This window comes from Silvimonas sp. JCM 19000, from assembly GCF_054652575.1.
Map to the genome: position 1 here is coordinate 65,476 of NZ_BAAIHC010000013.1, position 13,890 is coordinate 79,365.

The following is a 13,890-nucleotide window of genomic DNA, read 5'->3' on the forward strand; positions in this document are numbered from 1 at the left end:
GCGCAGTCGACCGGATGCAGCCTGTCCGGGGGACGGCGTACTGTTTTTTGTATTGTGTTGGGCAGCAAGGGCTGAGCGCACCTTGCAGCGCGAGTCACTTTAGCATGCAGGTGGCATAAGTCAGTCAACGGACACGGCCGAGCGCAACAAAACAGCAACACCGGACAAATGCAGCAAGCGCGCCGCGCCAGGCGCCACGGGCGATGACCAGCCTAAGGCGCTGGATTGCGGGCGGATTTTTGTGCGCGGCGGCGTTCGGCAAAGAAGGCTTTGAGCTGGGCCGCGGCTTCGTCTGCCAACAGGCCGCCCTGCACCTCGGTGTGGTGGTTCAGACGGCGATCAAGAAAGGGGTTGATCACGCTGCCCGCTGCGCCGGTTTTCGGGTCGCGGGTGGCGTAAACCACGCGCGCAATCCGCGCATGCATCATGGCACCGGCGCACATGATGCAGGGCTCCAGCGTCACATACAGCTCGCAACCGGGTAGCCGATAGTTTTGCTGGTGGTTGGCGGCCGCACGCACGGCCAGCATCTCGGCGTGCGCGCTCGGGTCATGTCCGCTGATAGGTTGATTGTGGCCACGGCCGATCACCTGGCCTTGGTACACCAGCACCGCGCCGACGGGTACTTCGCCCAAGGCTTGCGCTTGTGCGGCCTCGTCCAGCGCCATGCGCATAAACGCTTCGTCCGCTGCCGTCCAGACCGGCGCGGCAGTGGTTTGCAGTTGCGGATCTTCAGGCATGGCCCAGCAACTCGGCCGCGTGCCGCCGCGTGGTCTCGGTGATTTCGACGCCGCCCAGCATGCGCGCGATTTCTTCGACGCGGGCATCGTTATCGAGCGCGTGCACCTGGCTGATCATGCCCGCCCCGGCGCGCGCTTTGCTCACCTGATAATGATGCTGGCCACACGCGGCCACTTGCGGCAAATGGGTGATACACAGCACCTGGCGTTGTTGCGCCAGATCGGCCAGCATGCGGCCAACAATCTCGGCCACGCGCCCGCCGATGCCCACATCCACCTCATCAAACACCAGCGTGCCCACCCCGGACAATTCGCTGACGATGACCTGGATGGCCAGACTGATCCGCGATAACTCACCCCCCGACACAATCTTGCCCATAGGCCGCGCCGGGGTATTGGCGTGCGCCACGCGGAAATCGACACTTTCCGCGCCGTGCGGGCCGGGTGCGGCCGCCTCGAGTTCGATCTCGAAACGGCTATCGGCCAGCGCCAACGGCTTCATTTCTTTGGTCACTGCCTGCGCCAGTTTGCCCGCATGCTGCTGGCGCAACTTGCTCAGCACGGCGGCTTCTTTCTGCCACAGTTCGCCCGCGGCTTTTTCCGCCTGCTGCAGACGCGCCAGACCTTCGCTCCCGCCCAACGCTTCGAGGCGATCCTGCCAGCCTTGCAGCAACAGCGGCAGTTGTTCTGGCTCGGTGCGATATTTGCGCGCCATGCGCCAGATGGCGTCGAGGCGACTTTCAACCTCTTCCAGCCGGGTCGGATCAAGTTCGAGATGATCGGCATAGCGACGCAATTCGCTCACCGCTTCGGCCAGTTGCGCCTCCACGCCTTCGAGCAATTGCAAGGACGGCAGCAGTTGCTCGTCGTAATCGCCGAGGCCTTGCAATTTGTGCGCGGTGCTGCCCAGCCAGCTTTGGCAGTTCTCGTCGCCATCGGCCAGCGTGGTCAGCGCCAGCTGTACGCCATCGATCAGGCTGGCTGCGTGCTGCAACCGTTTGTGTTCGGCTTGCAGCTCGGGCCATTCGTTATCGGACAGCGCCAGGCCGGACACTTCTTCAATCTGGAAACTCAGTCGTTCGCGCTCGGCTTCAAACGTCGAGGCATCGCGTTGCGCGGCCGCCAACTCGTCTTGCAGCGTGCGCCAGTGCGCCCATTGCTGTTGCACCTTGCCCGCCTGCGCCGTCGCCCCGGCAAAATGGTCGAGCAGATCGCGCTGGTTTTCCGGACGCAGCAATTGTTGATGCGCGTGCTGGCCGTGGATATCCACCAGCATTTCGCCCAGGCCTTTCAGCTGCGCCAACGTGGCGGGCGTGCCATTGATAAAGGCGCGGCTTTTGCCCTGACTATCCAGGGTACGGCGGATGATGGCGTGTTGCGCGTCGTCGCCCGCCAGTTCGTTTTCGTTCAGCCAGGCGCGCGCTTGCGGCCGCTCGGACAAATCAAATTCGGCCAGCAGATCGGCTTTGTCTTCACCATGCCGCACCAGCGCGGCATCGGCACGATCGCCCAGCAGCAGGCCGAGCGCATCCATCACGATGGATTTACCCGCGCCGGTTTCGCCGGTAAACACGCTCAGGCCGGAGCCGAATTCGAGCGCGAGTTTGTCGACGATTACAAAATTCTTGAGATTCAGAGATAGCAGCATCGGTCTGGTCAGATCAGTTGAGCTTTTGGCCCCAGTGCAACTTGTCACGCAACATGTCGTAATAGTTGTAGCCAACCGGATGCAGAATGCGCAGCGTGTTGCGATGGCGGCGGATGATCACGCGATCGGCTTCGTGCAGCTCGCAATCGCTCTGGTTATCAAAGTACACGCGCGCGTCTGAATTACGCGTCAGGCGGAATTCGACTTCGCTGGTGTCGTTGATCACGATGGGGCGGTTGGACAACGACTGCGGACAGATCGGCACCAGTGTGATCGCGGGCAGGCTGGGGTGCAGTATCGGCCCGCCCGACGCCAGCGCGTAGGCGGTGGAGCCGGTCGGCGTCGAGACGATCAGACCGTCGGAGCGTTGGCTGTAGACAAACTGGCGATCGATAAAGATTTCAAATTCGATCATCGCGCCAGTGGAACCCCGGCTGAACACCACGTCATTGAACGCCAGCGCCGACACCAGTTCTTTGTCTTCGCGCCGCACGGTGGTTTCCAGCAGGATGCGTTCTTCCGGTACAAACGCGCCCGCCAGCATGCCGCTGATGGTGCGCTCCATATCACTGAGCGGAATGTCGGTCATAAAGCCCAGGCGACCCTGGTTGACCCCGATCAAGGGAATCCGGTACGGCGCCACCAGCCGCGCCACACCCAGCATGGTGCCATCGCCGCCCAGCACCACCACCAGATCGGCCAGCTTGCCGATGGCAATGCGTTCGACCACCGGAATATCAGTAATACCGTGCTCGGCCGCGACTTCGCTTTCTATTAATACGCGCACCCCAAGCTCCTGCAAGGTGGCCGCCAGCCGGCGCAACGGCCCACCCAGGGTGGGCGTATTGAAGCGACCAACCAGTACGATCGTTTTGAACAGGCTTTGCATGTCGGGGTCCGGTGAAGTACGGCAGCATTTAACCACAAGCACGACCGCGAGGCACGTGGACAACGGCCTACGTGGTGAGGGCCGCACACGCACGGCAAAAGCGTGGTGGAGCGCAATGCGTAGTTCAGTTTGCCGCGGTTAACGATTAGAATCTGCGCATGCTTAGCGATCGCGCACAAATCCTGCTCAAAACCCTGGTCGAGCGTTATATCGCCGACGGCCAACCCGTTGGTTCAAAGGCGCTGTCGCACTATTCCGGCCTGGATATCAGCTCTGCCACCATCCGCAATGTGATGGTCGATCTGGAACAACTCGGCTTTGTGGCCAGCCCACATACTTCGGCCGGGCGTATCCCCACGTCGCTGGGTTATCGCTTTTTTGTGGATTCGTTGTTGTCGGTGCAACAACTCCAGGCCGATAAACTGCAGCCGCTCAGCAATGGACTGCCGGTCGACAATCCGCAACGCACCATCACCGCTGCCTCGCAATTACTGTCGCAGCTCACCCACTTCGCCGGCGTGGTGCTCACCCCGCGCCGTCAGGATGTGTTGCTTAAACATATCGAGTTTCTGCCGCTATCGGATCGACGCGTCTTGTTGATTCTGGTGACCAGCGATGGCGATGTGCAAAACCGCATCATTCAGACCAACACGCTGTTCAGCCAGTCTGAGCTATCCGAAGCCGCCAACTTTCTGAATGCGCATTGCGCCGGCCGCACCTGGCACAATCTGCGTCAGGTGGTGGAAAACGAAGTGCGTGCCGTTAAAGGCGAACTGGCCGCGTTATTGAATACTGCGGTGGTGTACAGCCAGGATGTATTGAGTGGCGATACCGAAAACCTGGTGATCTCGGGCGAGCGCAATCTGCTGGATAGCGACGATCTGGCCGCCAATATGGGCCGCCTGCGCCAGTTGTTTGAATTGTTTGAACGCAAGACCGCCTTGCTGCAATTGATGGAAGCCGGCAATCGTGCCGAAGGCGTCAAGATCTTTATCGGCGGCGAATCGGGGCTGGCGCCACTGGATGATTGTTCGATCATCACCGCGCCATATCACGCCAATGGCGAAGTCATAGGCACGCTGGGCGTCATCGGCCCGACGCGCATGGCCTATGAACGCATCATCCCCATCGTCGACGTCACCGCCCGCTTGCTCAGCAGCGCGCTGTCCCAATAACACCGACGCGGGCCCGTGCACCCGCGTTAGTCCTTCTTTCCGGAACCCCGCTTTGATCTGCAAAACCCTGAAAACCGCCTTGCTGTCTGCCCTCGCCGCCTTGGCCGTCACCGCACATGCCGATGATGAATTGCTGCAACGGCCCGAGGTCCAGGCCTATATCGATCAACTGGTCAGCAGCCAGGATTTCAACCGTGATGAATTGAGCGCGGTCTTCCAGAAGATCAATCCCAAGCCCAATATCATTGCCGTGCTGGACAAGCCGTCAACGTCGCGGCCGTGGTATGAATTCCGCAATGGCTTTATGAGCCCGCAACGCATTATTGGTGGCGCGCGCTTTATGCGGCGTTATCACGACACGCTGGCCGAGGTAGAGGACCGTTATGGCGTGCCGCCCGAAATCGTCACCAGCATCATCGGTGTGGAAACCTTGTACGGCCGCAATACCGGCAGCTTCCGCGTGATGGATGCCCTGAGCACCATCGCGTTTAACTACCCGCGCCGGGCCGATTACTTTAAAGACCAGCTGACGCAATTTCTGCTGTTAGCGCGCGAAGAGAATCAAGACCCGTTTACGTTTATGGGTTCATACGCGGGCGCAATGGGCATGCCGCAATTCATGCCATCCAGCTTTCGCCAATACGCGGTGGACTGGAATGGCGATCATCATCGCGATATCTGGGGCACGCCCGAAGACGCCATTGCCAGCGTCGCCAATTTCCTGGCGGCATCGGGCTGGCAACGCGCTGGCAAAGGCTATGTGGGCGTCAACGTGACGGGTGACGAACAGGAATTGCTGGCCGACAAGTTCAACCTGCATTACACGATGGCGGAACTGATGCAGCGTGGCGTGCAACCGATTACTGAAGTAGATACGCAGCAACAAGCGGTGCTGTTTGCGCTGGAAACCACGGCGGGCGTGACTGACTATTACGCCGGCTTTAACAACTTTTATGTGGTGACGCGCTACAACCGCAGCACGCTATACGCCACGGTGGTTTATCAGTTGGCCGATGCAATCAAGACGGCGTACGACGCCAACGACGATCTGCAACCCGAGTCCACGCCCCAGCCCAAAGCCAAGCCCGCCACCAAAAAGAAGCGCAAATGATATAGGGTGGGTCACGACCCACCACTCAAAGCCACCGAGAGAAATGGGGAGCATGCTTCCTCATTCTTCTTGAAGGCTTTAAGAGGTGGGTCACGACCCACCCTATGTTTACTTGCCGGCAGCCATGGTGCGTTGACGGCGCGTCTCGGATAGCACGATGCCGCTGGCTACCGAAACATTCAGGCTTTCCACCGAGCCAAACATCGGAATACTGACCAGCACATCGCAGTGCTCACGCGTCAAACGACGCATGCCCTCGCCTTCGCTGCCCATCACCCACGCCAGCGGCCCGGTGTGGTTAAAGTGATGCAGATCGGTGGTGGCTTCGCCCGCGGTGCCGGCAATCCAGATATCGCGGTCTTTCAGATCGCGCAGCGTGCGCGCCAGGTTGGTGACCATCACATACGGCACCACCTCGGCAGCACCGCAAGCCACTTTCGATACGGTGGCGTTCAGGCCCACCGATTTGTCTTTGGGCGCGATCACCGCATGCACACCCATGGCATCGGCCACGCGCAGGCAAGCGCCCAGATTGTGCGGGTCGGTGATGCCATCCAGGATCAACAAGAATGGCGGCTCGTCACCGAGGTTCTCCAGCACGTCATCCACTTCGATATACGATTTGCCCGCGTCGATCAGCGCCGCCACGCCCTGATGGCGGCCACCGTGGGTCAAGCCATCCAGCCGCGCCGCATCCACCAGCAACACCTTGCAGCCTTGCGCTTCAGCCAGTCGGGCCAGATCTTTGGCGCGTTGGTCCATGCGGGTGCTGTTGAGATAAAGCTCGATCACGCTATCGGGAAAGCGTTTGAGGCGGGTGCCTACGGCGTGAAAACCATGGATGACGACTTTGTTCTGCATGACTGCGGGTCCGGCGATTCAGTGAATAGCCCGGCAGTTTACCCCAGCCCGCTGGTGGCGGCGGCAAAACCCTCGCGCAACAGAAAACGCAGCAGGCTATCGGCGTCCATTGCGGGCGCATACAGATAACCCTGCACGGCATGCGCACCGGCGCGGCGCATGAACAGCATCTGCTCCACCGTCTCCACGCCTTCGGCCACCACCTTGAGCCGCAGCTTGCGCGCCATGGCCACGATGGCCTCGGTAATGGCGGCACTATCGCTGTCATCGGGCAAGCCGACGGTAAACGAGCGATCGATCTTGAGCGTATCCAGCGGAAAGTGTTTGAGATTGCTCAGCGATGAATAGCCGGTGCCAAAATCGTCGATCGCCAATTGCACGCCCATGCGCTTGAGCTCTTGCAATACCGCCACCGCACGATGCGGGTTTTGCATGATCATGCTTTCAGTGATTTCCAGCTCGAGCAATTCGGGCGCAATGCCCGAGGATTCCAGCGCATTACGTACATGCCCAGCCAATTGTTCGCGCTGGAATTGCCGCGCCGACAAATTAATCGCCATACGGGGAATGTGATAGCCGGCCACTTGCCACAAACGCATCATGCGGCAGCCTTCCTGCAGCACCCATTCGCCGATCGGCACAATCAAGCCGTTTTCTTCGGCCAGGGGAATAAAGCTGGAAGGCGGAATCAGACCCAGCTCCGGATGTTCCCAGCGGATCAGACATTCCACGCCCGACAATTCACCAGTGGCCAGATCGATCTGCGGCTGAAAGTGCAACACCAGTTCGCGCCGTTCCAGCGCATAGCGCAGGCTGTTTTCCAGTACCAGATGTTCAAATGCACGCGCATTCATATCGGGCGCAAAAAACTGGAAATTGTTTTTACCTAATTCTTTGGCACGATACATCGCCACATCAGCATTCTTCAGCAATTGCGCCGGGCTGTTGCCATCACAGGGATACAGACTGATACCAATCGAGCAGGTAACAAACAATTCCTGTCCCTTGATCACCACAGCACGGCTTAATTCAGCCAATACCCGCTCGGCCACATGCGCCACTGCATCGGCATCGCGCACGTTATCAATCAGGATGGTGAATTCATCGCCGCCCAGTCGCGCAATCAACTGGGTTTCTTTGAGCGTGCCGCGCAAACGCTGAGCGATCACTTTAAGCAATTCGTCGCCGACGTCATGGCCCAGCGTGTCATTGATGCCTTTAAAGCGGTCCAGATCGATAAACAGCAAAGCCAGTTGCCGATCTTCTTCGCCGGCGCGGGCCACCGCCTGTTGCAAAGCTTCGTTCATGGCCACGCGATTGTGCAAGGCGGTCAAGGCATCGTGATTAGCCAGAAAAAACAGACGCTGTTCGGCTTCTTTGCGATGGGTGTAGTCGGAGAACACGCCCACATAATTGGCGATGCTGCCGTGGTCATCGCGCACCGCGCTGATCGATAACCAGGCTGGATAGGCTTCGCCGGTTTTGCGCCGGTCCAGCATTTCGCCTTGCCAACGGCCTTGCGTGGCCAGTTCGCTCAGCATTTCGCGATTGACTTCGCGCACCGGGCCGTTGCGATGGAACATGCGCGACAGTTTGCCCAGCGTTTCGTCGGGCTCGTAGCCGGTGATCTGGCTGAAAGCCGGATTCACCGCAATGATGCGGGCATTGGAATCGGTAATCAGAATGCCTTCGGTGGCGTTATGAAACACCTGAGCCGCCAGCCGCGCCCGCCGCGCGCTGACTGCCTCTTCTTGATGCGACGCCGCCAGGATCATGCCCGCTACGGCCACCGTCAGCAGCACCACCGCCACCGGAATCAAACCGGCACCGGCCACGCCCAGGGCACTGAGCTGCACAACCGCAATCATGCCCACCAGCAACAGCACGCAGCCATTGCCGATATGCCCCAGCCGCAAGGCGGTGCAGATGATCAATGGAAACAGCAGGAACTGCATATCGGTATAGCCAAGCTCAAAATGCCGATACACCAGGGTGGCGACCACGGCACCGGCAGCGCTCAGCAGCACCAGCTCGAACCACCAGTTGCTGCGCACACGCGGGCCATCCTGGCGCAGCGCGTAGCACAGCGGCAACACCGTAACCATGCCAAAGGCATTGCCGAGCCACAGCGTCAGCCATTCCGGCGCGCCGCCGGGCAAGCCCTGTTCAAATGCGCCGAGCACGACCGCAGCAAAACTGGCGCCCAGCAGACACGCCACCAGCGGGCCCGCCACCAGAAAGCGCAAACCATCGCGCAGGCGAAAGCCGCCCTCGGCGGCAAATTGGGGCAATAAGCTGATGGTGAGCAAGGCTTGTAGCATCTCGATGGCATCGAGTTCCAGACAAGCCAGCAAAGGCAGGCCGTGCAGCGCGGGCGTGATCCAGCCGACGGCCAGCAGACCGGGCCAATAGCGCACGCCCAGCAGCGACAAAGCCGCCACCGCGACGCCCGCCTGGGGCGCTATCAGTGACGTATATGAATGTGCAGGACTGATCTGCCAGACCACCAGGCTGCACACTGCATAAGCAATGGCAAACAGGGCCGGGCCGAGCCACCGGTAAGGCATGAGCGAGTACATCTCCGTAGAACCATTCTTATTGCCGGATCGCTTGGGCAACCCTTGTTAGACGGTTCTAAACGACCGTTTCAAACGGCCAGGCCGTGTTATTCCAGCGGCATGATTCGGGAACCGCGACAAAAAAGCAACCGCGCGCTGCCCAGGGTAGGAAAAATGCTGCATCAAAGGCTAACAGCGCAATGTATCTGGCATGTTTGTATCACTGCTTGTGTGGTCAGCGCGGTGCCAGCTGCGCCCGGCCAGGTATAATGAACGCTTTGCTGCTGCCTGAACCCGTCCCGTGCCCCTTCCTGCCCTGCCCAAGACCGGCGATCGCCTGCAGATCGCACTCCCTCATGGTTCCGCCGATAGCGTGCTGCTGGCGCGTTACGCCGAGGCCGCACGCCCCTTGCTGATCCTGACCGACACGGCCCACAGCGCCACGCGCTTGCGCGATGAACTGGGCTGGGTGGCGCCGGGCAAAGTCGTGGCCATGCTGCCCGACTGGGAAACCTTGCCTTACGATCATTTTTCGCCGCATCAGGACCTGATCTCGGAACGGCTGGCCACCTTGTGGCAAGTACGCCAGGGCCAGGCCGACATTCTGATTGTGCCGGTGCAAACCGCCATGGGCCGACTGGCGCCGGTGGAATATCTGGCGGGCTACACGTTCTTTATTAAGAAGGGCGAGAAGTTTGATCCGGACAAGTTGCGCGCCGATCTCGCATTTGCCGGCTACAGCCATGTCACTCAGGTCTACAGCCCAGGCGAATTCTCGATCCGCGGCGGCCTGGTTGATCTGTTCCCGATGGGCTCGACGCTGCCATATCGCATCGACTTGTTCGATGACGAAATCGAAACCATCCGCACCTTTGACGTCGACACCCAGCGCAGCCTATATCCGGTGCCGGAAGTGCGGTTGCTGCCAGCACGTGAATTTCCATTGGATGAAGGTGGCCGCACACGCTTTCGCCAGCGCTTTCGCGAGGTGTTTGAAGGCGACCCGTCCAAATCGCGCTTATATAAAGATGTCTCCAACGGCGCCACCCCGGCCGGCATCGAATACTATCTGCCGCTGTTTTTTGAGCAGACCGCCACGCTGTTTGATTACCTGCCCAAGGGCACGCTGCCGGTACTGCACGGCGCGGTGCACGATGCCGCTGCGCGCTTCTGGGCCGATACGCAGGATCGTTACCGCAATCTGTCCGGCGAAAAAGACCGGCCGATTCTGACCCCGGCCGCGCTATATCTGCAGCCGGATACGCTGTTCGCCACGCTCAAAGACTACGCGCGGCTGGAACTGCAAGCCGGCGACAATCCGAACACTTCGCCGCTGCCGGCGCTGGACGTGGACCGGCGCGCCGAAAACCCGATCAGCAAATTGCAGGCGTTTCTGGGCAGCTATGCCGGGCGTGTGCTGATCTGTGCCGAGAGCATGGGTCGGCGCGAGACCATGGCGCAGTTTTTTGCCGACAACAATTTAAAGCCCGAAATCGCGGACAACTGGCAGGCGTTTCTGCAAAGCAAAGCGCCGGTGATGCTGACCGCGTCACCGCTATACCAGGGTTTTATTCTGGTCGGCGATCAACAAGCGGTGATTACCGAAGCCAATCTGTATGCCACCGTGGCGCAGGCGCGCGGTAAAAAGGCGCAAAAGCGTAGCAATACCGATTCGATGCTGCGTGATTTGTCCGAGCTGAAAATCGGTGATCCGGTGGTGCATGAAGCGCACGGCATCGGCCTGTATAAAGGCCTGGTGTCGATGGATCTGGGCGAAGGCCAGACTGAGTTGCTGCTGATCGAATACGCGGGCTCAGACAAGCTGTATGTGCCGGTGTCGCAATTGCATGTGATCAGTCGCTATTCCGGCGGCGCACCCGAAGCCGCACCCTTGCACAAGCTGGGCTCCGGCGCCTGGGACAAAGCGCGCCGCCGCGCCGCCGAACAGGTGCGCGATACCGCAGCCGAATTGCTCAATCTGTACGCCCGCCGCGCCGCGCGCGAGGGCCACGCCTTCGACTGGAACTTCAACGATTACGCCGCGTTCGCCGAAGGCTTTGCCTTTGAAGAAACCGCAGACCAGGCTGCCGCCATCGAGGCCGTGCTAGTGGATATGCGGCTGGGCCGTCCGATGGACCGGCTGGTGTGCGGCGATGTCGGCTTTGGCAAAACCGAAGTCGCCCTGCGCGCTGCCTTCGCCGCCGTGGCGGGTGGCAAACAGGTGGCGGTGTTGGTGCCGACCACCTTGTTGGCCGAGCAGCATTTCCAGACCTTTACCGATCGCTTTTCTGATTGGCCGATCAAGATCGTCGAACTCTCGCGCTTTCGCTCCAGCAAAGAAGTCGCCGCCGCGCTCAAGGGTCTGGAAGACGGCACCGTCGATATCGTTATCGGCACGCACAAGCTGGTGCAACCCGACGTGGTATTCAAACGCCTCGGCCTGGTCATCATCGATGAGGAACACCGCTTTGGCGTGCGCCAGAAAGAACAGCTCAAAGCGTTGCGCGCCAACGTCGACGTGCTGACGCTCACCGCCACACCGATCCCGCGCACGCTGGCGATGAGCCTGGAAGGCCTGCGCGATTTCTCGGTGATTGCCACCGCGCCAAGCAAGCGGCTGGCGGTTAAAACCTTTGTCGCCAAATTCAGCGATGGCGTGATCCGCGAGGCCGTACTGCGCGAGCTGAAACGCGGCGGCCAGGTGTTCTTTTTGCATAACGAAGTCGAGACCATCGAGAACGTACGCGAGAAGCTGACCGCGCTGTTGCCCGAAGCCCGCATCGGCGTGGCGCACGGCCAGATGCGTGAACGCGATCTGGAACATGTGATGCGCGATTTTTATGCGCAGCGTTTCAACATCCTGCTCTGCACCACCATTATCGAAACCGGTATCGATATTCCCAACGCCAACACCATCATCATGAACCGTGCCGACAAGTTCGGCCTGGCCCAGCTGCACCAGATGCGCGGCCGCGTCGGCCGCAGCCACCACCAGGCCTATGCCTATTTGCTGGTGCCCGATCTGGAAGGCATGACCGCATCGGCGCGCAAGCGGCTGGAAGCCATCCAGATGATGGAAGAACTGGGCGCCGGTTTCTATCTGGCCATGCACGATCTGGAAATCCGCGGCGCGGGCGAAGTGCTGGGCGATTCGCAATCGGGCGAAATGCAGGAAATCGGGTTCTCGCTGTATTCGCAGATGTTGAACGAAGCGGTCAAGGCGCTGAAAAAAGGCATCGAGCCCGATCTTTCGCAACCGCTGGGCGTGACCACCGAAATCAATCTGCACTCACCCGCACTGTTGCCGGAGGCGTATTGCCCGGACGTGCACGAGCGCCTGAGCTTGTACAAACGCCTGGCCAACTGCGAAACCCCGGACGATCTGGACGACCTGATGCAAGAGCTGATCGACCGGTTTGGCTTGCTGCCGGACCCGGCCAAAGTGCTGCTGGATTGCCACAAGCTGCGCATGCTGGCCAAGCCCATGGGCATTACCAAAATTGACGCCGCTGACACCGCCATCGTGGTGAACTTCGCCAAGAACACATCAGTGGAGCCGATGAAGATCATCACGCTGATCCAGAGCAAAAAGAACTATCGCCTGGCCGGCCAGGACCGACTGCGACTGGAAGGCAACTGGCCGGAAGCGCCACTGCGCGCGGCACGGGTGAAAGAGCTGCTGGGGGAACTGGGCAAGCCAGCGTGAGGTGTGGCGGGCGGTGAGCATGTATGACGCCTCCGCCCTGGATGAGTTACCGGCATCGCCCGGCAAGCAAGACATCCGGCGAGAATCTGGCACGCCGGTTCTTGCTAGCCACGCGGGCTGAAGGTCTCGACCCGGGGCGACCGCCAGCCAGCGCTTTATAGTCCCGCCAACGCCTTGACATGCACGCCCACGCTCCGCCCCAGCGAGGAAAGATCGTAGCCGCCCTCCAGCATCGAAACGATACGTCCGCCGGCATGGCGTGCTGCCACCGCCATCACTTGCTGCGTTACCCAGGCATAATCCGCCTCGACCAGGCCCATCGAAGCCATATCATCTTCCAGATGCGCATCAAAGCCGGCCGAGATCAGGATCAGTTGCGGCGCAAAGTCATCCAGCAGGGGCAACCAGCGTTCGCGGACCAGGTCGCGAAACGCCGCACCGGTGCTGGCGCGTGGTAGTGGAAAGTTATGCATGTTCGGGCCCAGCGGTACGTCGCCGCTGTAGGGATAAAACGGATGTTGAAACATCCCCACCATGCACACGCGCGGGTCCTGGCTGAAAATGTCCTCGGTGCCATTGCCGTGATGCACATCAAAATCAACGATGGCCACCCGCTCCACACCATGCGCGGCAAATGCATGTGCCGCCGCCACCGCCACATTATTAATAAGACAGAAGCCCATGGCCTGCGCACGTCCGGCGTGATGCCCTGGCGGGCGGATGGCGCAAAACGCATTCTGGATGGCGCCAGTCATCACTTGATCAACGGCCAGCACGCCTGCGCCTGCGGCAAACCAGGCGGCGCGCAAGCTATAGGGATTGATGGCGGTGTCAGGATCCAGATGCACATAACCATGCGTGGGCGACAACGCGCCCAGCCGGTCCAGCCATTCGGCCGTATGCACGCGTTCAAGCTGGGCGCGGCTGGCGGCGGGGGCTTCGAGGTGCAACAGGGCATCCCACAGGCCCGCTGCAATCAAACGATCCTGGATGGCGGCCAGGCGTTCGGCGCACTCGGGATGGCCCTTGCCCATGTCGTGCATGGTGCAGGCGGGATGCGTGATATAGGCGGTGATGCCGCCTGCTACAGCCGTGGAAAACAAACGATGTACTCCCGGAGCATGCTTATAATTCAGACCGCAGCGTTTACAAGAATTTTGCAGAGTGTGTGTGCCGCCGTCTCGCCAGCATGGCTGGGAGCG

General features: G+C 60.3%; 9 protein-coding genes. 3 read left to right on the plus strand and 6 right to left on the minus strand.

Annotation, left to right across the window (positions count from 1 at the left end):
- Nucleotides 1–212: 212 nt before the first annotated feature.
- Genes tadA through ACYQ1A_RS13055 form a run of 3 tightly spaced genes read right to left on the minus strand, consistent with a single transcriptional unit; the run spans nucleotide 213 to nucleotide 3,277 of the window.
- Complete coding sequence (tadA, locus tag ACYQ1A_RS13045) at nucleotides 213–740, minus strand: tRNA adenosine(34) deaminase TadA (protein ID WP_499362604.1); 528 nt, start codon at nucleotides 738–740, stop codon at nucleotides 213–215.
- The gene (recN, locus tag ACYQ1A_RS13050; RefSeq protein WP_499362606.1) at nucleotides 733–2,388 is read right to left on the minus strand and encodes a DNA repair protein RecN; all 1,656 of its coding nucleotides are present in this window, start codon (nucleotides 2,386–2,388) and stop codon (nucleotides 733–735) included. Before recN ends, tadA begins: the two co-directional genes overlap by 8 nt.
- A gap of 13 nt (nucleotides 2,389–2,401) precedes the next feature.
- Complete coding sequence (locus ACYQ1A_RS13055; protein WP_062223821.1) at nucleotides 2,402–3,277, minus strand: NAD kinase; 876 nt, start codon at nucleotides 3,275–3,277, stop codon at nucleotides 2,402–2,404.
- A gap of 158 nt (nucleotides 3,278–3,435) precedes the next feature.
- Here ACYQ1A_RS13055 and hrcA point away from each other — a divergent pair, with 158 nt between their 5' ends.
- Entirely contained in the window at nucleotides 3,436–4,452 is a 1,017-nt protein-coding gene (gene hrcA / locus ACYQ1A_RS13060) for a heat-inducible transcriptional repressor HrcA (RefSeq protein ID WP_499362608.1), read from the plus strand.
- A 52-nt stretch (nucleotides 4,453–4,504) separates the two neighbouring features.
- A complete protein-coding gene (mltB, locus tag ACYQ1A_RS13065) occupies nucleotides 4,505–5,563 on the plus strand; it encodes a lytic murein transglycosylase B (RefSeq protein ID WP_499362610.1) in 1,059 nt (352 codons plus the stop codon).
- A 108-nt stretch (nucleotides 5,564–5,671) separates the two neighbouring features.
- Here mltB and rlmB read toward each other — a convergent pair whose 3' ends face one another.
- Together rlmB and ACYQ1A_RS13075 are read right to left on the minus strand one after the other, a co-directional pair.
- The gene (gene rlmB / locus ACYQ1A_RS13070; RefSeq protein ID WP_499362612.1) at nucleotides 5,672–6,424 is read right to left on the minus strand and encodes a 23S rRNA (guanosine(2251)-2'-O)-methyltransferase RlmB; all 753 of its coding nucleotides are present in this window, start codon (nucleotides 6,422–6,424) and stop codon (nucleotides 5,672–5,674) included.
- A gap of 38 nt (nucleotides 6,425–6,462) precedes the next feature.
- A complete protein-coding gene (locus ACYQ1A_RS13075) occupies nucleotides 6,463–8,991 on the minus strand; it encodes a bifunctional diguanylate cyclase/phosphodiesterase (RefSeq protein WP_499362614.1) in 2,529 nt (842 codons plus the stop codon).
- Between the two features lie 292 nt (nucleotides 8,992–9,283).
- On the opposite strand from ACYQ1A_RS13075, the gene mfd reads away from it, so the two are divergent.
- Nucleotides 9,284–12,688: a transcription-repair coupling factor gene (mfd, locus tag ACYQ1A_RS13080; RefSeq protein ID WP_499362616.1), complete on the plus strand. Its 3,405-nt coding sequence runs from the start codon at nucleotides 9,284–9,286 to the stop codon at nucleotides 12,686–12,688.
- A 155-nt stretch (nucleotides 12,689–12,843) separates the two neighbouring features.
- Here mfd and ACYQ1A_RS13085 read toward each other — a convergent pair whose 3' ends face one another.
- Nucleotides 12,844–13,791 carry a histone deacetylase family protein gene (locus ACYQ1A_RS13085; protein ID WP_499362618.1) on the minus strand — a complete coding sequence of 316 codons (948 nt, stop codon included), beginning with the start codon at nucleotides 13,789–13,791 and terminating at the stop codon, nucleotides 12,844–12,846.
- Nucleotides 13,792–13,890 lie beyond the last annotated feature (99 nt).